19 protein-coding genes and 1 riboswitch are annotated in these 21679 nt (G+C 40.7%); of the genes, 16 read left to right on the top strand and 3 right to left on the bottom strand.

Annotation, left to right across the window (positions count from 1 at the left end; all coding sequences use genetic code 11):
* Positions 1-2: 2 nt before the first annotated feature.
* Positions 3-140, bottom strand: a riboswitch (cyclic di-AMP (ydaO/yuaA leader).
* 211 nt (positions 141-351) lie between these two features.
* Positions 352-657 carry a hypothetical protein gene (locus B5771_RS22915; protein WP_088189582.1) on the top strand — a complete coding sequence of 102 codons (306 nt, stop codon included), beginning with the start codon at positions 352-354 and terminating at the stop codon, positions 655-657.
* 39 nt (positions 658-696) lie between these two features.
* On the opposite strand, the gene B5771_RS22910 is transcribed toward B5771_RS22915, so the two are convergent.
* A complete protein-coding gene (locus tag B5771_RS22910; RefSeq protein WP_088189581.1) occupies positions 697-2052 on the bottom strand; it encodes a sigma-54 dependent transcriptional regulator in 1356 nt (451 codons plus the stop codon).
* Positions 2053-2057: 5 nt separating this feature from the next.
* A complete protein-coding gene (locus B5771_RS22905) occupies positions 2058-3590 on the bottom strand; it encodes an ATP-binding protein (protein ID WP_088189580.1) in 1533 nt (510 codons plus the stop codon).
* A gap of 295 nt (positions 3591-3885) precedes the next feature.
* On the opposite strand from B5771_RS22905, the gene B5771_RS22900 reads away from it, so the two are divergent.
* A complete protein-coding gene (locus B5771_RS22900; protein WP_088189579.1) occupies positions 3886-4518 on the top strand; it encodes a hypothetical protein in 633 nt (210 codons plus the stop codon).
* Between the two features lie 151 nt (positions 4519-4669).
* Here B5771_RS22900 and B5771_RS22895 read toward each other — a convergent pair whose 3' ends face one another.
* Positions 4670-5404: a lysophospholipid acyltransferase family protein gene (locus B5771_RS22895; protein ID WP_088189578.1), complete on the bottom strand. Its 735-nt coding sequence runs from the start codon at positions 5402-5404 to the stop codon at positions 4670-4672.
* Positions 5405-5756: 352 nt separating this feature from the next.
* Here B5771_RS22895 and B5771_RS22890 point away from each other — a divergent pair, with 352 nt between their 5' ends.
* The 14 genes from B5771_RS22890 (at position 5757) to B5771_RS22825 (ending at position 21588) form a co-directional block, all read left to right on the top strand.
* Entirely contained in the window at positions 5757-8024 is a 2268-nt protein-coding gene (locus tag B5771_RS22890) for a PAS domain S-box protein (protein WP_172408350.1), read from the top strand.
* 321 nt (positions 8025-8345) lie between these two features.
* Positions 8346-11018 (top strand): calcium-translocating P-type ATPase, PMCA-type, encoded by a 2673-nt coding sequence (locus B5771_RS22885; protein WP_088189577.1) that lies wholly within the window; start codon positions 8346-8348, stop codon positions 11016-11018.
* Between the two features lie 305 nt (positions 11019-11323).
* Positions 11324-12028 carry a GntR family transcriptional regulator gene (locus B5771_RS22880; RefSeq protein ID WP_088189576.1) on the top strand — a complete coding sequence of 235 codons (705 nt, stop codon included), beginning with the start codon at positions 11324-11326 and terminating at the stop codon, positions 12026-12028.
* A 548-nt stretch (positions 12029-12576) separates the two neighbouring features.
* Positions 12577-13002, top strand: coding sequence for a phosphonate C-P lyase system protein PhnG (gene phnG / locus B5771_RS22875; RefSeq protein WP_047809172.1), 426 nt, complete (start codon positions 12577-12579; stop codon positions 13000-13002).
* Between the two features lie 16 nt (positions 13003-13018).
* Positions 13019-13615, top strand: coding sequence for a phosphonate C-P lyase system protein PhnH (gene phnH / locus B5771_RS22870; protein WP_088189575.1), 597 nt, complete (start codon positions 13019-13021; stop codon positions 13613-13615).
* The gene (locus B5771_RS22865) at positions 13616-14752 is read left to right on the top strand and encodes a carbon-phosphorus lyase complex subunit PhnI (RefSeq protein WP_088189574.1); all 1137 of its coding nucleotides are present in this window, start codon (positions 13616-13618) and stop codon (positions 14750-14752) included. It abuts the gene before it with no gap.
* The gene (locus tag B5771_RS22860; protein WP_088189573.1) at positions 14749-15594 is read left to right on the top strand and encodes an alpha-D-ribose 1-methylphosphonate 5-phosphate C-P-lyase PhnJ; all 846 of its coding nucleotides are present in this window, start codon (positions 14749-14751) and stop codon (positions 15592-15594) included. Before B5771_RS22865 ends, B5771_RS22860 begins: the two co-directional genes overlap by 4 nt.
* 11 nt (positions 15595-15605) lie before the next feature.
* Positions 15606-16451: an ATP-binding cassette domain-containing protein gene (locus B5771_RS22855; RefSeq protein ID WP_088189572.1), complete on the top strand. Its 846-nt coding sequence runs from the start codon at positions 15606-15608 to the stop codon at positions 16449-16451.
* A gap of 96 nt (positions 16452-16547) precedes the next feature.
* Entirely contained in the window at positions 16548-17171 is a 624-nt protein-coding gene (locus B5771_RS22850; RefSeq protein WP_088189571.1) for a DapH/DapD/GlmU-related protein, read from the top strand.
* Positions 17172-17879: an ATP-binding cassette domain-containing protein gene (locus tag B5771_RS22845; RefSeq protein ID WP_088189570.1), complete on the top strand. Its 708-nt coding sequence runs from the start codon at positions 17172-17174 to the stop codon at positions 17877-17879.
* A 110-nt stretch (positions 17880-17989) separates the two neighbouring features.
* Positions 17990-19060: a phosphate/phosphite/phosphonate ABC transporter substrate-binding protein gene (locus tag B5771_RS22840; RefSeq protein WP_088189569.1), complete on the top strand. Its 1071-nt coding sequence runs from the start codon at positions 17990-17992 to the stop codon at positions 19058-19060.
* A gap of 110 nt (positions 19061-19170) precedes the next feature.
* The gene (gene phnC / locus B5771_RS22835; RefSeq protein WP_088189568.1) at positions 19171-19992 is read left to right on the top strand and encodes a phosphonate ABC transporter ATP-binding protein; all 822 of its coding nucleotides are present in this window, start codon (positions 19171-19173) and stop codon (positions 19990-19992) included.
* Positions 19982-20767 (top strand): ABC transporter permease subunit, encoded by a 786-nt coding sequence (locus B5771_RS22830; RefSeq protein WP_088189567.1) that lies wholly within the window; start codon positions 19982-19984, stop codon positions 20765-20767. The genes phnC and B5771_RS22830 overlap by 11 nt, the downstream gene beginning before the upstream one ends.
* Entirely contained in the window at positions 20764-21588 is an 825-nt protein-coding gene (locus B5771_RS22825; RefSeq protein ID WP_242966943.1) for an ABC transporter permease subunit, read from the top strand. The genes B5771_RS22830 and B5771_RS22825 overlap by 4 nt, the downstream gene beginning before the upstream one ends.
* Positions 21589-21679 lie beyond the last annotated feature (91 nt).

Raw genomic sequence — 21679 nt, 5'->3', positions numbered from 1 at the left:
TTTTCACCTTTCACAATTGCCTACGAGGTTAGTTGACGGATTCGGGCAGGAAGGTGTAAGCCCTTCGCGTATTACACGCGATTAACCCCATAAATAAAATCCCCCGTTCTAGACGACTCTAGATTCGGCATTCTTTCTCCTTTCATTAAACATATCATTAATTATTCGACACTATATGCAAATGTCCTCTAAATTTATTTATGAAATACTTGTGAAGTTTTAAACTTACTCTAAAAAACTTGCTATTTCCCGTTTAAACGAGTGCAAACTCTAGGACTTAACGGGCATACTAACAGCAAAATAACTCTCAATATTTAGGGAACTGGAACTTTAATAAGGGGGGGGCGTGTTGTGTACAGACTTAATTCTATGCAGCAGAAAAAAGTCCTTGATTCTTTTCATAAAGTTGTGGACACGCGAAATCCAGAACTAATCGGTGAGGACTTATTTAATCATTTAAACCTAAACTGTAATTTTTCTTCCCATTTTACTCTGGAAGGGTTTCGAAATGCTTATAGCGGCGATCATTTTCAGGAGTTTTTAAATTACTTTGATCGCTGTTCTCCCCAAAGTCAATGGCTTAAAGCACCGGAAATTAGCCGAGAATTTGCAGAATTGAATCAGAAAATGGTTGATTACGGAAGTGATCATATCTAAAATAAGTCGCGGATAAGCCATTGGGAAAATTCAATGGCTTTAATTGTGGTCATATTTTATACCATATTTTTGTAGGCGATAAAGCAATGTCGGGCGGGTAATTCCTAAATATTTTGCTACCTTGGTCTGATTATAGTTGTGTTTTTCCAGAGCCTTAATGATAAGATGTTTCTCTAACTCTCCTAAAGAGAAACCACTTTCAGTAAGCTGTATCTCCGGCGTTGTCAATTCTTCGAGATGATTGAGCAACTCTTTAGGAAAATGCACCGATTGGATTTCCGAACCCTGACAAACAATAAGGGCTCTTTCAATAACATTTTGCAGCTCTCTGATGTTTCCGGGCCAGTTGTATTGGGTTAAGATTTTCATAGCTTCTGAAGAAATTTTTTTACTTTTAGTAGGGTCGAATTTTTCTAAAAAATGATTAACAAGAAGAGGAATATCCTCTTTTCGTGATCGAAGGGGAGGCATGACAATGCCCATGACATTTAAGCGATAGTAAAGATCTTCTCGAAAGGTTCCGCTGGATATAGCCGTGGCAAGGTCCCGATTCGTTGTGGCGATGACTCGAACATCGACGTGGATTGTTTCGATTCCGCCAACTCTTTGAAAACAGCGTTCTTGTAATACTCTTAACAACTTTGCTTGCATGTTAATAGGCATTTCTCCAATTTCATCAAGGAGGATTGATCCCTTATCGGCGACCTCAAAGCGCCCTTTTTTTCTGCTGGATGCGCCGGTAAAGGCCCCTTTCTCGTGGCCGAATAATTCACTTTCTAAGAGGTGTTCCGGAAGAGCGGCACAGTTTACTGCCACAAAGGGTTTGTCGAAACGATTGCTGGCTTTGTGAATTTCTAAAGCAGCAACTTCTTTTCCCGTTCCGCTTTCACCGGTAATCAGTACTGTTGTACCGGTTCTAGCAACCTGACGGATTAAGAGTGAAACTTCTTTCATCGGTTCACTCTGTCCAATAAGTTTACCGTATTGTTTTCCTAATTCCTGACGTAAAAAATCAACTTGATTTTCCAGATTGGAGAGATGAAGCGCTTGTTGAACCTGGACTTTGATTTTTTCGAGCTTGAACGGCTTTGTGATATAGTCCATAGCACCAATTTTCATCGCCTCTATGGCCGTATCAATAGTCCCATGGGCGGTAATCATGATGACAGGTACATTAGGGTATAAAGATTTTAGCTCTTTTAATACTTCGATGCCATCGAGATCAGGCATTTTTAAGTCTAAAATTACCAGCGAGGGTTCATTTTCTTTGGCCAATCGAATGCCCTCTAACCCCCTTGTGGCTGTCATCACCTGATATCCTTCATGGCTGAGTGCCCTCTCGAGGGCCCAGCACATTCTTTCCTCATCGTCAATGACCAGAATTTTTGGTGTCAAGAAGATCACTCCTGTCTTAGAATTTTAGGCAGTACAGGAAGATTAATCCGGAAAGTAGTTCCTTTTCCCAGTTCGCTGTTAACGTCAATGGTTCCGCCGTGCAGTTTTATACTTTGATAGGAAATTGACAATCCAAGGCCGGTACCGGCCTTTTTTGTTGTATAAAAGGGATCAAATATTCTTGATTTATCGTTTAGAGGGATTCCCTCTCCAGTATCCGCAAAGCTTATGGCAATGATGTTCTCCTTTTCTTCCGTGGTTATTGCCAGTTCGCCGCCTTCGGGCATAGCTTCTGACGCATTAACAATGATGTTTACAAAAACTTGTTTAAGCTTTTCGGTATCAGCTAAGATTTGAGAGAGGTTATATGCCAGATTTAATTTTACGTGGACTTTTTGCTTGCGCAGCATTGCGGCGGAGAAAGAGAGGACACCTTTGATAAGATCATTAATGGAACATTCTTTAGAGGCAACTTTAGTAGGACGTCCGAAATCTAAAAGTTCCTGAATCTCAAAATCTTGGCGGTCGATTTGTTCTTCTATTGCCCGCGTAAATTCTTCAATGCCGGTCACTTGAGAATATTCCTCTTTCATCAATTCAACCAAGGTTTTAATGATAGCAATTGGATTGCGTAATTCATGAGCTACACCGGTTGCCAGACGGCCAAGAGCAATCAGGTGCTCTGATTGTCTCAACTGATCTTCCAATCGTTCCTTTTCGCTGAGGCCAACGGCCAAGCGGTTAACTGCTTGAGCTACCTGACCAAGTTCTCCAGGCATTTCAGGAAGCAAAAGATGAATATCATTTTCCATGCGGTTTAACCCCTGCTTTAAGCGGTTAACTCCGGTCATTAAGTTTCTGATAACAATAAGGGCACCAATCATAACAATGGCCAAGACTGCAAGAATAAAATACCTTTCGAGTTTTCGAAAGAAGCTGCTCTGATAAAAGAAAGGATTAAGCCGCTCTTCGACCCACATTACGGCGACGACTTTCTTATCTAAAACTACAGGGGATATATATTCAACGACTTGATCATTCCATGAACCGGATATGCGAAAGAGCGGAGTATTACTCATCTGAGTCGCAACTAATCCCGGTTTTGTATTGTCAAAGATATCCTTTTCCCTTTGAGCTTCTTCTTCTTGTGAGAGGTTACGATAGTTATGCAGGAAACCAAGTACGGTGATCTTTTCCGTTTGGGGAATATACAAGCCAAAGCGAATTCCTAAATTAGCCTGTATCTGTGGGTTCACAACTTGAATGAATTCGTCTTGAAGCAAGGATGAAGAGATTTTATGTGATCCTAAGGACAATGATTGAAGATTTTTCGAAAAGTCCTTATTGATACTGTTGACCAGGGCTTCAAGCCGTTGTTCTTTGTCTAGGAAAACAACTTCATCTGTCTTTGAAGCGAAAAAAATGTCATACATTAGAGCAACGGATGGTACAAGCATGATAATGGCTATTATAATTACGATCTGATTTCGTAAACTGCTGCTTTTAAAAGTAGAGAATAATTTGTTTTTTCTCAGCATAAAATCACTTCCGTTGTTATAACTGTAGTATATGCTACAGTTGTTATTTAAAAAAGTGGGGGGCTTAAAAATTGGATAAATAGCTCAAATGAGCATAGAATCCCTGTGGCAAGGTGTAGCATTTGCTACACTTTTTAATTGTTTAATTGGCGGAGATCTTGACCTATGGCCTTTTTAGAGTCTGGCACGCTTTTTGCTATGTAACTAGGTATATAAAATTATACCACAATCTCAAAGTAAAGCGTGATATTGTTCCTATGGCGCATTAATCCAAATACGAAAGGTGGAATTACCTTTGTCTAGCTTAGTACTTAATAAGTATTCACCTTTAGTTGATAAAATAGAAACAGAGTCCGGAGATCGATCTTCCCATCTTTGGCTTTTAGTTAATCCTAAGTATCCGGCTGTCCGTAATGACATCTGGGTACCGGTTCTTGAAGTGATCCAGGATCAAGTATACCGAAAACTCAAAAAAAGAATTGAGACTAGAAATATCTATATAAAAAGTATGGTCAGCGATATTGGCTTAGTTTCTAATGCTTCCCATTTATGGTCAACATCTGAAATTGCAGATGACATTATATCGCTCAAGGAAAGTATTCTCGAATATCGGCCCAAACTATTAGTTACCTTTGGTACTCTAACTTATGAATTAGTAAATCGTATCTGTGAATCGGCATCAGAAAGAGAAACTAAGTATTGGAACAGCGCAAATTTAGAATACGAATTCGAAAAATCTATTGCAAACTTTGATATCAACAGCACAAATAGGATTCCTCTGCCTCGTCGAGTTATGACAAGGGGTAAGTTAATGGAAGACTACGATTCTTCTTGGGAAGTTTGTGAAAATTACTTTAAGGATGTTGGAACAAAGATTGCTGAGAGAATCATTGAACATGAGCATGAACTAAATATTTGGATTGATTGATGTGTCTGAATTTCATTAGATATGGAATAGATTTAGATAAAAAAAAACCGCTTTGAAAGCGGTTTTTTTTTGCATGAAGCCAATAGACATTAGTTCAGCTAGTGAACGTAGTCTGCGCAACGGGCAGCACCTATTGCTTGGCCACGATTGTTTAGGCCACAATAGAATTTGTCTCGGCTAAACAATCTTTAATTACAGTATATACTTTGTCCGACAATTCGTTGGCCTGATCTTTTGTAAGGCTGTCGGTGGGGATAGGATCTGAAATAACAATTTCAACATGTGCCGGCTTAATCAGAAAGCCATTTTGTTCCATAATCTTATAAGAACCTCGTATTGCAATGGGAACAATAGGAACCCCGGCTTTTAATCCCAATTTTAAGCTGCCGGGTTTAAATTCGCCTAACGTTTCACTCTTGCTTCTCGTCCCTTCGGGGAAGATAACCATGGAATAGCCCTTTTTAAGATGATCTGCGGCCTGATTAATAACTTTGAGTGATTGGCGGATATCGGAACGGTCCATAAAGACACATTGCATATGTGTCATCCAAGTACGAATAAAGGGTATTTTAAGCAACTCAATTTTAGCTATAAAGGCCTTAGGTTTTTCTATGTATCCCAAGAGTAAAGGGATGTCAAAGTTACCTTGATGGTTGCTCACAAAAAGGACGGGGCCGGAAGGGATTTTCTCCTCTCCGGAGATTGTAACTGTTACGCCTGCACACTTTATTAAGGATCGAGCCCAGTTTTTAGCCATTTCAGCAGTGATTTTGTCACGTTCGGGAATTCGCCCCAGTTTAGATAAGCGATTAATCTTCATTAGGGCCGGTTCGATAGCAATGAGATAGAGCCAAAAGTAGGTAAACCAAATAAATGTCCGGATCATTATTTCGTTCCTCTCAATACTGTTTTATAGATATTATAGCTTAGAGGAAGGATTGATAAAATATTCATGTGAAAAAAGTGATGATTATTTTTTAATTTTGGATATAATGGGGTATTGCTTCTTCAAACTCTAAAAATTTCATTTCATATCACCCTTTCTCAGTATGCCTTAAGTATTATAACTAAAAACAAAAGCTGGTATGAATTCGAAACATATAATCATAAGTTAAATTCTCTCAGTAAAAAAGAAGTTTGTGTGATGGCAGTTCACTCTGCATTGTCTTAAAATTACGATATAGAAAAAATTTTAGTATTGTCATATAATAGGTCTGTTAATCGAAAGAAGGGTTTATATGCTAAATTTATGTCTGAGCATAGCTCTCATAGTTTTAATAATATTGATTTTTTTCTTTCTTATTTATTTAATAAGAAAGGAAAATAAACAACTTAAAGTTTTAAACAGTTATTTGCATTCGAGAAATGAATTTTTTACTGAAGTGTTCAAGAATACTCAAGATGGTATTCTAATTATTAATCAAAAAGGGAAGATCCTTAATGTTAATGAATCATTAAGAAGAATGTTTGATGTTGAAAACTTGGAAATTATGGGTTCGGTTGTTAGTGATGTCATGATTGTCACGGATAAAGAGGAATTTCGGAAAATTTATAATGAAATTTTAGAAGGAAGAACAGTAATTTCTGATATATCATGTTTTCGCAAAGATGGATCTCCTATTCAGGTTCGAATGAGGGCGTTCCCTTTGAAAATCGAACCAGGCGAAACCAGAATCTGTATACTTTTGAACGATCTTGCTAATACAAAGAGCTCTCTAAAAGATTTGGAATTGCAAAAAGTATATTTCCGCAAGCTTTTTGAAAACTCCCCGGAGGCTATTTGCATCTTGGATACTGAAGATAAGTTTATAGATGTGAACTGTGCCTTTGAAAAAGTGTTTGGATACTCTAAAGAGGAACTGATTGGCTCTACAATTAACGATAAAATTGTTGCCATAGAGCAGATTGACAAGGCCACTGAGCTTTCCAAAAAGGTTATCAAGGGAAATATCGTTGAATATGATACTCTCAGATCGCGTAAGGATGGGAGTTTTGTTCATGTACATATACTCGGCTACCCTTTAATTTTTGAAGATAAACGTATTGGTGTGTTCGGAATTTACAAGGATATTACGGAGCAAAAAAGGGCTGAAGAGGCTTTAAAAGCAAGTGAACATACGTTTAGAACTCTCTTTGAAGGATCCTCTGATGCTATTTTGATCCTGGATGATAACAAATTTATAGACTGTAATCCGGCGACGATAGGACTATTAGGGTATGATTCTAAAGAGAGTATTATCGGCAAAAGTTTTTGGGAGCTTTCACCGCCATTCCAAGCCAAAGGAGTTTCTTCTCAGGAGAAAGCTATGGAAATCATTAAGACTACTCGTAGGAGTAAGAAGTTTGAGTGGCTTTTGAAAAAGAAGGATGGGACAATTATTCCCGGAGAAGTCATGCTGACGTCCATCCTAATTAATGAAAAAAGAGTGTTTCATGTCTTATGGCGGGATATCAGCGAACGCAAAAAAATGGAACGACGGTTTGAGTTTTTGAGTTATCGTGATTTTTTGACTGGATTATATAATCGCCGATTTTTTGAAGAAGAGCTTAAACGTTTAGATGTGCAGAGAAACTATCCTTTAACTGTTGTTTTTGTCGATGTTAACGGTCTTAAGCTTATTAACGATTCTTTTGGTCACAGTATGGGGGATCAACTTCTAAAAACAGTGGCCGAGGTTATAAAAGGTTCCTGCCGATCCGACGACATTATTGCCCGCCTAGGCGGGGATGAATTCGTTCTTCTTCTGCCTAAAACCAGTGCCAGTGAAACAGATCAAATTCTTAAGCGCATTAAAACTCGGGCCTTAGAAGAGAAAGTAGGGTCTATTGCTTTATCGGTCTCTTTCGGATATGAGACAAAGACACATAAAGGTGAAAATATTTATGAGATTTTAAAAAAGGCCGAAGATTATATGTATAAGAAAAAGCTCTTTGAAAGCCCGAGCATGAGAGGGAAAACCATTAAGGCGATAATTAGCACTCTGCATGAGAAAAATAAACGTGAAGAGCAGCATTCTCATCGAGTATCAGCACTCTGTGAACGAATTGGCAAAGCTCTGGACCTTCCCGAAGGGCAAATTGAAGAACTAAAAACTGTTGGTTTGCTTCATGATATCGGTAAAATCGCCGTTGAAGAAACAATCTTAAACAAGCCTGGCAAATTGACCGATGATGAATGGGAAGAAATAAAAAAGCACCCGGAAATAGGTTATCGCATCCTTAGCACGGTCAATGATATGTCTGAAATGGCGGATTATGTTTTATCTCACCATGAACGTTGGGATGGGAAGGGATATCCTAAAGGGCTAAAGGGTATAGCAATCCCACTGCAGTCTAGAATTATTGCCATTGCTGATACCTATGATGCTATGACCAGTGAACGAAGCTATCGCAAGGCTTTGCCTGAAACCATTGCCTTGCGGGAATTGAAAATTAACGCCGGAGTTCAGTTTGATCCTCAGTTAGTAGAGATTTTTCTTCATGACGTAGAAAATTACTCAGCATAATTCCTTGCTTCGGTGGGGTAGGGCCCAGCTTTAGCTGAACGAGTTTACTCACTTGACAAGCAGGTGGTTTTCAATTATACTGAAAGAGTTAAAAGGGAGTAGTTTTAAATTACAAAGTCAACATACCCGGCAAGAACTCTTGCCTGGCTTTGTAAGCCCAAGTGGTAACAAGACTTTTGACATGGTCTTAAATGACTATGTCAAAAGTCTTTTTTATTTACCGCAAGGTTTATATTTGAAGTGAGGAGTGGTTATATTCATTAAGTAAATCGAAATTTAATAGGGGGTAGGGGATAATAGGAAAGCAAAAGGAGGATCTATGTGAATTATTATCAAAAAGAAGCCCAGGCGGTTATTGCCGAATTAAAGAGCGACGAAGACAGTGGATTATCTTTTTCTGAAGTTAGAGCCAGAATTCAGCGTTATGGGAAAAATGTTTTTACTCCTAAGCCCAAAGAGAGCCTTTTTGTCAAAATTATGGAAAGCTTAAAAGAACCTTTAATTATAATTCTTTTAATATCAGGGGTAATATCATTGCTCATGGGTCACCTGCCGGATGGGCTGGGAATCTTCGCAGCCGTTCTTATAGCCACAACTATTTCCGTTATTCAGGAAGGCAAATCGGATAAAGCCTTCGAAGCCTTGGCTAAGCTGAGTGATGATGTTCTGGTGAAAGCAGTGAGAGATCGCCAGATAATTCATATACCGCAAAGTGAGCTTACTATCGGTGATATTATCCATTTAGAAACGGGGGAAAAAGTTCCGGCAGATGCCAGAGTTATCCATTGTTCAAACCTCGGAATTGATGAATCTCTGCTGACTGGTGAAGCAGAATCTGTCACCAAAAAATCCAAGCCTATTGAGCGGGAAAACTGTCCCCTGGCTGAACAAACCAATATGCTGTTCTCAGGCACTATGGCCATCGAAGGACGGGCTATTGCTATCGTAACTGCTGTTGGCGATCAAACTGAGATGGGTAAAATTGCTGAAGAGTTAAAGGGGGAGACGACGGCTCAAACTCCCCTGCAGGAGAAATTAGCGGATCTTGGCAAAAAAATCTCAATTATTGGATCGATAGTAGCAGCTGCAATTTTTCTGTTCGAGTTGTTTATCATGTATCGACAAGGGTTGTTTGTTCCGGGTCATATCGCTTCGGTCTTGCCGGGAGTTAAAGACGCTTTTATCACTTCCGTAGCCCTTATCGTGGCTGCGGTTCCGGAAGGCTTACCGACTATGGTGGCAATTACCCTTGCATTTAACATGCAGAAAATGGCTAAAAATAATGCTTTAGTCCGTAAGTTAATTGCCTGTGAAACAATTGGTTCTGTGAACGTCATATGTTCCGATAAAACAGGAACCTTAACAGAAAACAAGATGACTGTGGTAGAGGCTTGGTGTAATGGTCAAGAGGCATCCGCTGAGAGCCTGAATTGTCGTGCATTATTAGAGAATTTCTGTCTTAATACGACAGCAGATATCACGAAAAAGGATGGTCAATATACGTTTCTGGGAAATCCAACGGAATGTTCGCTTCTTGTCTATGCTGATATGAAACAAATTAACTACCGGGACTATCGCAAACAGTTTGGCGAGCCAGTTGCCGAATACAATTTCACGTCAGCAAGAAAAATGATGTCCACGGCTTATGAAAAGGCAGATGGCTACCGTATTTATACCAAGGGCTCCCCGGAAAAAGTCCTTAAGATTAGTGATAGAGTCTTGGTAAATAATGAGATTGTTCCCTTAACTCAGGAACACAAAGATAGAATTGAAGCTGGAATTAAAGAACTTCAGGATCATGCACGGAGAGTATTAGCCTTTGCTTACACCGATTTTAGAGCAGAGCCTCAATGGGAAGATATCTACAATGTGGAAAAAAATCTTATTTTTACAGGCTTTGTTGGAATTGAAGATCCTTTGCGCAAGGACGTCAAGGAGGCTATTGATCAGTGTCGTCGGGCTGGTATTGCGGTTAAAATTTTAACCGGGGATAACATTAACACTGCTAAAGCTATCGCCGATCAACTGGGAATTATCCGCGAGGATTCTCTGGTTCTTGAGGTTACCGATATTGATGTGATGAGTGATGAGGAGCTGAAAAGCAAACTCAGTAACATTGTTGTCATAGCGCGTTCAAATCCTTCGGCTAAAATGAGAGTTGTTAAATTGCTGCGTGAAAACAATGCTTCCGTAGTTGTTACCGGTGATGGCATCAACGATGCTCCTGCTTTGAAAGCGGCTGATGTCGGAGTTGCTATGGGAATCACCGGAACTGAAGTCTCCAAGGAGGCTTCGGATATTGTCTTATTGGATGATTCATTTTCCAGCATCGTCAAAGCTATAAAGTGGGGGCGAGGCATTTATGAAAACTTTCAGCGCTTCATTCAGTTTCAGTTGACTGTTAATATTGTAGCCTTCATTACAGTTATTTTGGCAGAAATCATAGGTTATAAAATGCCGTTTACAACCCTGCAATTGCTGTGGGTAAATATTATTATGGACGGACCGCCGGCCTTAACTTTAGGGTTAGAACCTCCCAGAGAACATTTGCTTGAAAAACGGCCGATTAAACGAAATGCTTCTATTGTTACTAAAGATATGTTATTTAAAATCATAGCTAACGGTTTGTTTATCGTGGCAGCCTTAATTTTCCTTCTGAAAACTCGAATCCTTGGGGGAAGTGCAGAGCAGCAATCGACTATTGTCTTTACGTCGTTTGTACTCTTCCAGTTATGGAATGCCTTTAACTGCAGAGAATTTGGGGATAAGAGCATCTTTCCTTATATTCATAAAAATAAAACGATGCTCGGCGTCGTATTTCTAACCTTTTTAATTCAAATTATGGTTACTCAATTTGGCGGGCAGGTATTTAAAACGGTTCCTCTTGAACCTTATCTATGGTTAAGAATGCTTGGATTTACGTTTAGTATTGTTGTGTTCAGTGAAGTTTTAAAACTTATTATGAGAGTTGGGCAAAAGTTCGTTAAGATTTAGCTGAACGAGTTCACTAGGATCGATTTACTGAATAGGATGTTTACGTTTATCATTATAGTTCAGCAGGAGTATCCATTCACAAGGATACTCCTTTACTGTTTCCTTTAAACTTTCTGGAAAAGCTATAGCTTCAAGGGAGGAGCCTTGCCAATAATAGTAGACTCTCCCCTCTTGCCGTCTATGGTTTGTGAGATTCGGAGATCCATGGCCTAAGGCTCGCCTAGCTTATTATACAAATGTTTACAAAACCTTAACGTTCAAGGGCAGGTCTTTTAGTATAATAACCTTGAAAGTGGGTGCCTAAAATGTCTCATGATCTAGAAATAGTTGATAAGCTAATTTCTTTAATGTCCTCAGGAAAATACGTCGCTCATGATAGACTGCCCTCGGAAAATGAAATTGCCGATACTTACGAGGTTCCTCGAATTACAGCGCGGAAAGCTTATGAAAGACTTGAAGAAATGGGATATATTTATAAAAAGCAGGGAAAAGGGAGCTACGTCAAAGACAGATATCAGCAAATTGAACTTGTTCTGACAGGAGATGTAAGTTTCAGCCAAAAAATGATCGAAAAAGGATATGACTTCCAATCGAAAACGATCTTTTGCCAAGAAATTAAGTACAACAAGAAAATTTATAATTACTTAGAAACTACTAAAGAGGATAAGATCTTCAAAGTCGGCAGGTTAAGGTATATTGATCGTCAACCAATAGCGCTGCATGTCTCTTATCTTGCAAAATCGGTCTTTGAGGATATTGATGACGTCGGCAGGGATATAACCTCAATGTTTCAGTATTATCACAGTAAAGGGTATACACAATTTGATTCTAAACCCAGCGTCTTAAGTGTTTCTTTTCCTACGGCGTCTCAGAGAACGTTGTTTAATTGTCCTCATTTGATTCCTCTCTTAGTTTTGGAATCGGGTTGCATGGATAAGAAAACGGGTAAGGTATTGGAGTATCTCAAAATTTATTATCGAAGCGATTGCTTTTCTTATGTTATACCGTAAATCGCCAGTGACCATAAACCTTAAGTGCACATGTACTGAAGTTCTTTGTGATATTATCAAGATCATGTACCAGCCCGTTTTCAGTCATTTATTAACGATAAATTAAAGGAAATCGTCAAGCTTGGAGAAATAAGCGCGTAAGAAAGGAAAAGACTCCAAGTGAATACAGACTCTATGTTGAGGAAGAAGATCAGCTTTTACGCTCTTGCTTGGAATCCTAACTCGATAAGCATAATAAGGGATTGAATTATGTAAAACGGCATTTCCAGGGTTATTTGCTGAACTGACAGCGAATAACCCTGGAAATGCCGTTTTTTAATTGAACTATTTCCGACGGGGGTAGAGCCCATCCTTCAGCGCGATAGAATTTGTTATGGGCCAGGCGCTTTCGACACTGAAGCCCTGGTATTAGGCTTTAGCTGAACGAGTTCAGTGCAGTTTATTTACGAAGATTTAACGGAGCCCATACAGAGCTTTAACACAGCCAACTTGGCAACAAGTTATGCTCAATATGTAAACGATAAACGCTTGCAAAGGATGGCTGGGTCATGATTAGAAAACAGCGAACAGAGATCTTAATTAAAGGTTCTGCGGAAGTTTCTGCAAAATTAGCCCATGAAATACTCCAGATTTATGACGTTAGGACCATTGAAGAAAGCAAGAATAGTTTAGTCATGGTAAAAGTTCGGGAGGGCGCTCAGCGAAGCTTATTTTACTTAGGTGAGGTACTTGTTACCGAATGTAAGGTGATGATCAACGGTTTTTTGGGAATTGGTATGGTCAAAGGGCATGAACCAAACTTAGCCTATAACCTGGCAATTATTGATGCGGCCTATAATGGGGATTTGCCAGAAACCAAAGCATGGACTAAGGCCTTATTGCAAGAACAATTTCACATTAACGAAAACTATGAGGCCCTAAAGAAGCAAGTCTTAAAAACAAAAGTTAACTTTAACACCATGGATGTTCAATAAGAGGGGGGATAAGTAGATGAAACTAGATCTCGTTCATGATATCCAAACAGCTTATCGCAAAACGCTTGCTTCCATGTCTCGGCCGGGCTTAATCAAAAACCTTCGTGATCAGGCAGATAAGGTGGCTATGGAGATTGGATGTTTTAACTCAACTCTAGTATTGGCCCTGATGCTTTTCGATACAGAAGTAACCTTTAAAATATGCTCGGAACATGAAGCTGAGATGGCCAAACTTATTAATCAGTTAACGTACGCCAAAGCAACAGAACTGGAGAGTGCCGATTATATTCTGATCTTACATGACTCGAAACCGGGGGATTTGGAGGAGGCTTTTCAAATAGCCCGCAGCGGAGATTTGCTGGACCCTCACAAAGGAGCAACCTTGATCATTGAAACAGACGTCGTGAGTAATGATCGGAACCTCACTCTGAAAGGGCCCGGAATCGAAAAAGAAAACTATATGGATGTAACGCTGAACGGCCAGTGGGTTGATTGGCGGGAAGAAAAAAACTCTGAATATCCTCTGGGAATTGATTTAATCTTTACAGATCGGGAAGATAACATTTTGTGCCTCCCGCGGACAACTCAAATTATAAAACAGGTGGTTGGATAGATGGGGTATGTTGCTGTTAAAGGCGGGACTCTTGCCATTGAGGAATCGCTGAAACGACTAAAATATGAGCGGTTAAAAAAGGGAGTCGTTGTTGATTGTCAGAGAATTGAAAGCGGAATGCGCTGCTTAATTGACCAAGTTATGTCGGAAAGCAGTCTATATAATGAAACGTTGGCAGCGTTGGCCATAAAGCAAGCCGAAGGAAGTCCTGAAGAAGCTGTCTTTTTAATGAGAGCCTACCGTTCAACTCTGCCACGCAATCATTATTCCCGCGTTGTTGAGCCTGAGGACATGATGGTCGAACGCAGAATATCTGCAAGTTTTAAAGATATACCCGGCGGACAGATTTTAGGTGCTGCTAATGATTATACTCATCGTTTGCTTGACTTTAACTTAAGTGAGGAAAGCGATGAAGAGGCGATCAATTGGGTATGTGATTATGTCCTGGAAGGCGGAGAAGGTAACGATAGAACAGATTTGGCTAATTTACCTAAGGTGGTGGATTATCTGCGGGAAAATGGTTTGATGTCAGTTTGTGATAATGATAACCACGAACCGGATGATGTTACAAAAGAGAGTCTCCAGTTTCCGGCAAGCCGAAGTGAACGGCTGCAGATTTTAACCCGAGGGCAGACTGGAGCTGTTACGTCTCTGGGGTATGTAGCCTTGCGCAGTTTCGGGGCCCTTCATCCTACGGTGGGGGAACTGCGCATGGGAAACCTGCCCCTTTATGTGGATAATCCCTTTAATGAACAAAATGAAAAAGATGATGGTTATTACATCGGTGAAATTAAAGTCACGGAAGTCGAGACATTGTTTCCGGAAGATATTCAGAACATTAATGGGGAAAAAGAGATTGAATTTAAGCTTGGCTATGGACTTTGTTATGGTCAAAATGAGACAAAAGCAATTGCCATGAGTATTCTTGACCACTGTTTAGAAGTGGGTGAATCAGAGCATACCATTTATGACGAGGAGTTTGTCCTGCTGCATATCGATTCCGTCGAGTCTTCGGGTTTTATCTCGCATCTGAAATTGCCGCACTATGTAACGTTTCAGTCCAAGTTGGACAGCGTGCGACAATCGAAAAAAGACCTGCCCCAAACCAAGGGAAACAATGAGGAGCTGCAGTCATGAACATAGAGTATAATTTTGCTTTTTTTGATGAAGGGTCTAAACGGGAAATTAGAAGAGCAACCTTAAAAGCCATTGCCATCCCAGGTTATCAGGTGCCTTTTGCTTCCAGAGAAATGCCCATTGCCAGAGGATGGGGAACAGGAGGACTTCAGTTAACCCTTTCCCTGGTGGGGAAAGAAGATAGTCTGAAAGTTATTGACCAAGGCTCTGATGAATCGGTAAATGCCGTCAATATTAAGAAACTTATCGTCCTGACGACTGGAATTGGAGTTACAGACGAAACGGCTGAAGCGACCATCATCCAATCGAGACATCGGATCCCCGAAACCCCGCTGCAAGAAGATCAGATCCTGGTTCTCCAAGTACCGATACCAGAACCCCTTAGGTATTATGAACCGAGTGAATATGAAACAAAAAAACTTCATGCAGAACATGAATATAGTGGTGCTTGGCTTATGCTTTTTGAGCAGATCGTGAACTATGGGGCCATGTCCACAGGAGCAGATCATCCTGTTATGGTTCACAGCAGATATGTGATGGCTCCCAGCCCTATTCCGAGATTCGATAACCCCAAGCTAAATCAGAATAAAGCCTTGATTCTTTTGGGCGCCGGACGTGAAAAGAAGGTTTATGCAGTACCTCCCTACACTAAGGTTGCGTCTCTGGATTTCGAGGACTATCCCTTTAGGGTTGAAACGTTTCAGGATAAGTGCTGCAGATTATGTGGAGCTAAGGACGTATTTCTGGATGAACTATTGAATGATATTACGGGTGAAGCCTCATATCAATGCAATGACACCAGCTATTGCCTGCAAAGAATGAATGGAAAATCAAAAGGATGAGGGATTGTAACATGGACGATTTTGAACGGCCTGTTTTAGCAGTACGAAATATTAATAAACAATATGGTAAAGGATGTGTCAATTGCCGTGGGTCAAAAGGGGAAGGCTTGCTGAAAAATTATTGTCCCGTTTGCGGTACGGTATATGCCTGCAGGGATATCTCCTTTGAAGTCTATGCGGGAGAAATTTTAGGAATCGTGGGAGAAAGCGGCAGCGGAAAGTCGACGATGATGGAGTGCCTTTATTTTGACCAGGAAGTAAGCAGCGGCGAAGCTTATATTACGGCCTATAAAGGCGGCACAACAAATGTCTTTATGGAATCCTCACAGCAGAAACGATACATAAGGAATCATCTCATGGGAAAGGTGTATCAAAACCCCCTCATGAGTCTCAAAATGAATTTCTCCTCCATCGGAAATATCGCCGAGAAGCTGATTTCAGCCGGAAACAGGAATGTAGGGCAGATGAAAGCCCGCGGGGAAGAACTGTTGGAGCACGTCAATATCCCTGTCTACCGTATGAAAGAAGCTCCTAAGAACTTCTCGGGAGGAATGCAGCAGAGGGTCCAAATTGCTAAAGCGTTATCGAACAATCCGCCGCTGCTGCTTCTCGATGAGGTCACGACAGGATTGGACTTATCCGTTCAAGCCAGTGTCCTGGATTTAATCAAGAGCATTCAGAGACAGTTAAAGATCTCTATGATTATCGTGTCTCATGATTTAGGTGTTATCAGGATGTTGGCTGATCGAACTTTTGTTATGCTTGACGGACAGGTAATTGAACAAGGCTTAACGGATCAAATTTTAGAAGATCCCCAGCATGGTTATACTCAGAAGCTTGTCCAATCCTTGTTATAACTGCCGGCGGATGAAGGATAATAGCAGAAATCGACAGTACAACATCGTATTCGGCTTAAAGGTTGAGAAAATTGAGAAAGGTCAGGTGAACTAATAATGACCGAAAGGCTTGATCAGAAACCGTGTATTCATGAAAACTGTCTGCTGGACAATGTTGAATTGGGTCAGTATACGGAGGTAGGAATTTATAACGTCTTAGAAAATGTTAAATTAGCTGATTTCTCCTATACAGGGCCCTTTTGCATTGCCCAAAACGCCGAAATCGGCAAATTTGCCAATATTGCGGCGATGGTAAGAATCGGACCTACCGATCATCCCATGGATAGGCCGACCTTGCATCATTTCACTTACCGCCGCAAGAAGTATGGTTTGGCAGAATCCGATGATGAACAGTTCTTTCAATGGAGGAAGGAGCAGAGGCTCATAATTGGTCATGATACTTGGATTGGACATGGTGCCATCATTATGCCCGGTGTGAAAATCGGCAATGGAGCGGTGGTAGGCAGTGGTGCAGTGGTTACGAAGGATGTGGATCCCTATACCGTTGTAGTCGGAGTGGAGGCTAAACCAATCAAGAAACGATTTTCTGAAGAGTCTGTTCAAATACTTGAGGAGATTAAGTGGTGGGACTGGTCCTATGAAATGATTAAAGAAAGGCTTAATGATTTTTATCTTCCTATCCATGAATTTCTAGAGAAGTATAAAAAAGCAGGTGCGTAAATGGAAGAAATATTAGTTGTCCAGGATTTAACCAAATCCTTTATCATTCACAATTTAGCTAAGCACATTGAAGCCCTTCATGATATTTCCCTTAACCTAAAAGGAGGTGAATTCGTCGGGATTACAGGGAAAAGCGGCAGCGGAAAATCAACGGTCTTTAAGTGCATATATCGTACTTATGTAGCTCAGAATGGACAAATTTGGTATAACTCGCAAAAATATGGCTTTGTAAATTTAGCAGAACTCTCAGAACGACAAATGATCTATCTTCGGAAACATGAAATCGGTTACGTATCACAGTTTCTAAATATAATGCCGCGGACAACCGCACGGGAACTGGTAAAACAAGCCGTTTTAGAAATGGGATCTGGTGAAGATTATGCCAATATGGAAGCTCAGCGAATGCTGGAACATTTTGAATTGGACAAAGAATTATGGGATTGTTATCCCGGAACCTTTTCCGGCGGTGAAAAGCTGCGCTTAAATATTGCCAGGGCTATGGTCAAGCGTCCTAGGTTACTGCTTCTGGATGAACCTACTGCCAGTTTGGATCATGCTTCAAAAATAAAAGTGCGGGAACTGATTGAGCAATTGAAACGAGAAGGAACAACGATGATGGGAATCTTTCATGACCTGGAATTTATGGAAAACCTCTGTACTCGGGTTTATACAATGAGTAATGGGATATTACATGATCTTCAAATTTAACCTAAATATTACAATAGTTTAATGGGAACATAATTATTGTTAGGTAAAATATAGATAAGGCTTATGGACATCGCAATCATATTTTAAACATCGAGAGGAGAATAAAAAACGTGAAAAAAGCCACTTTATCGGTCATGGCAGTTCTTCTAATGTCTTCCCTGCTGGCGGGATGCGGCACTGCCGCTTCTTCGAGCTCATCTGCAAATTCTGGTTCAGGTTCAGGTGTTAAAGAGCCTGCAACAATTACCATCGCCTGGCTGCCTAATAATTCAGGAGATAATGAAAAGGCTTTTCGTGAGGAATTTGACCAGATCATCGCAAAAGCAACAGGAAAAAAAGTTGAAAATAAATTGACGACTGATTATGCTATAGCCATTTCAGCCTTGGAAAGCGGAGACGCTCAATTAGGGTATTTCGGACCGAATGAATACATTGTCTCACATGCTAAAGATCCCAAGGTCATACCTTTGGTGGTGGAAAGCGGAGATTCAGGGACTTTGAACGATGCCCTTTACCACAGCCGTTTTCTCGTTAAAAAAGGCAATGAAGATCAGTACAAATCAGGTGACAGTTATGACATTGATAACATAACAGGAAAAAGAATGTCCTTTGTTTCCACCAGCTCGACGTCCGGCTTTAATATGCCTGCCGCAGCAATATTGGGGAAATTTAACAGCCAGGATAAATGGAAAAGTCTTACTAAAGATGACTTGGCCCAAGGCGGGAGTCGAAAATTTTTCAGCCAGGTTCTCTTTGCTGGCTCACACCAATTGTCCTTAGTAAATGTACTTACGGGCAAATCTGATGTTTCAGCAGTTGATGATCTTGATGTAGCCCAATATGTAACTCTCAGCTCAGGAAAAGACAATGAGACTGGGGCTGTATATACAGTTAAACAGGGTGCCGATGCTCCATTTAACACTCTTGCCGGCGCTCAATTTGAGATCATTAAATCCATACCGGTCTTTAACACCCCCCTTGAAGCCAACAGCGCAGTGCTGAGTCAAAAAACCCTGGACGAAATAACTCAGGCACTTACCTCTGATGAGACAACAAAGGATACCAAGATATTTGCTCCGAAAGGTTCTCAAGGATCTGTCTTTGTCCAGCCCCACCGCTTCTTGAAAGTTGATGATTCCTGGTACGATCCCATGAGAAAAGTTCTTGGCTATTCAAAATAGAAGCAATAGTTTAAGTAACTAGTAATTATTGTTTTTCAATTAAGTAGTTAAGGTTTGAGGGAGAGAGGCGTTGCCTTGACGCCTCTCTCAATAAGAAAGGGGGACTATGAATGAAACTGGAACTAGGTGTGAACCGAGAATTTTGTGAACCTTTGTTGGAGCTAAAACATGTCACCAAGTATTATCACGGTGCGGCACCGGCCCTGGAAGACATCAATTTTTCGGTTGCGGAGGGAGAGTTTATCTCTGTTATAGGCCCATCCGGTGCCGGGAAATCCACCCTTCTCCGTTGTATTAACCGGATGATTGAAGCGACCAGCGGCGAGATTTCCTTTGATGGAGTCCTTATTTCAAAACTGAAGAAACGAGACCTGAGAAAGCTGAGAACAAGGATCGGCATGATATTTCAGCATTATAATTTAGTCGATAAGTTATCTGTGATTGAGAATGTTCTTCATGGCAGGTTAGGTTACAAATCAACCCTTGCCGGGGTAATGGGACGGTATAGCCCAGAAGAAAAACAACAAGCGATGAGGATTATTGACTTATTAGGTTTGCATGACCAGGTCTATAAACGCTGTGACCAACTAAGCGGCGGTCAGAAGCAGCGGGTTGGTATTGCCAGGGCTTTAATTCAAGATCCCAAGCTGATTTTATGTGATGAGCCCATTGCATCCTTAGATCCCAATTCAGCCAAAATTATTATGGATCACCTAAGAGATGTTTCTGCTCAGATGGGCATAACAGTTATTGTTAATTTGCATCAAGTCAGTGCTGCTCTCAAGTATTCGGATCGCATTATCGGTGTCAATCAGGGAAAAATCGTTTTCGACGGCTCCCCGAGTGCTTTAACTACCGAAAAAATCGCAGAAATTTATGGGTCGGAGTCCAATGATCTCATGGTTGAATTAGGAGAACGCTATGCAATCTGATATTTTTGCTCAACGCAAAAAGGACAGTCTGATATTTTTTTTCTTATTAATAGTGCTTACCGTTGGCTCGGTCGTCATTACCCAGTATGACGTGTCGAAAGGGTTTACCAGTCTTCTTAAGGCGTTTATCTGGGGAGGTTCCAATTTTTATCCCGATGGTAAGTCACTGACCATATTGCCTGATGTACTGCGAAAATTATGGGATACGATCCTGATGTCTATTGCGGCAACGACAGTTGCCACGGTTTTCGCAACGCTTTTGGCCTTGGTTGGTTCCCGAACCACAAGGATGAACAGAGTGTTTAGTCTGGTTGCCCGGGGCATTGCCTCACTCTTTCGCAACATTCCTCTCGTCGCTTGGGCCATGGTCTTGATGTTAGCTTTTAGTCAAAGCTCAATTACAGGCTACTTGGCTCTTTTTTTAGGATCGTTTGGGTTTCTGACAAGAGCCTTTATTGAAACCATTGACGAAGTGTCCAACGACTCCGTTGAAGCCTTGTCAGCTACCGGGGCCAGCTATTTCCATATAATTTTTCAATCAGTTTTGCCGTCCAGTCTCCCCCAGATGATCAGTTGGATATTATTTATGATTGATACGAATATTCGTGATGCCACCTTAGTCGGCCTTCTTACAGGCACAGGAATCGGATTTTCCTTTGATTTGTACTATAAGAGTTTTAATTTTCATGCCGCAAGCCTTGTCGTGATTTTAATTGTCATTACTGTAATTCTTATTGAAATGGTTTCCAATACTATCAGAAGGGTGATTATGTGAAGAAGATTGAGGAAGCAATTTTACCCGCGAAACCCTTGACTAGGGAGTCTTTTACCATGTGGATATTATTGCTTGTTTTATCCCTGTTGACTATCTATGCCCTGGCCACCATTGATTACACGAGTGTGGATATGGGAAAGGCAATGGCTGATACTCTCAATAATTTCAAAACTATATTTTTCCATCCTGCAGCTCACCGGCTTAGCTTGTGGGACGCATTTTACGAAGTTTTAATAACCATGGGCTTGGCATTTTTAACGACCTTGTTTGGCGGCATCATTGCTATGCTCCTGGGATTGTTGGCCGCCCAGAATTTGGCGCCAAAACAAGTTACCAATATTATCAAAGGTTTTGTCGCTTTTATTCGTGCAGTTCCCAGCATCTTATGGGTTTTGATCTTTGCCGTGGCGGCGGGCCTGGGCAGTGTGGCTGCCGTTATTGGTTTAACCTTTCACTCTGTCAGCTATTTGACGAAGGCTTATTCCGAGTCTTTTGAAGAATTGGACAGAAGCGTTATAGAAGCCTTGATGGCCAGCGGGGCGAATTGGTGGCAGATTATTTTTCAAGCGGTTATACCTTCCTCTGTTTCTTCCTTGCTGTCCTGGACGTTTATGAGATTTGAAATCAACTTCGCCAATGCTGTTGCCATGGGCGCTGCTGCCGGGGCAGCTGGAATCGGCTTTGATTTGTTTATGGACAGCGGCTTTTATTTTGATCTGAGGGAAATAGGACTAGTAACCTATTTTATTATAGCTTTCGCTCTAGTGCTTGAAACAATTTCGACAAATTTAAAAAGCAAGATATTATTGAAAAAGGCTTAGTGTAATGGAGTGCAGAAAGCAAAATTAAAGCCTTGACCATAGATCTTAAATTATAGGCTGGTCTTGATATTCTCTCAAAACGTTGTTAAGA

The sequence above is a fragment of the Desulfosporosinus sp. FKA genome (assembly GCF_002196785.1).
GTDB classification, from domain to species: Bacteria; Bacillota; Desulfitobacteriia; order Desulfitobacteriales; family Desulfitobacteriaceae; genus Desulfosporosinus; species Desulfosporosinus acididurans.
The sequence above is the reverse complement of the archived record's forward strand: the minus strand, read 5'-3'. Positions and strand labels throughout refer to the sequence as shown.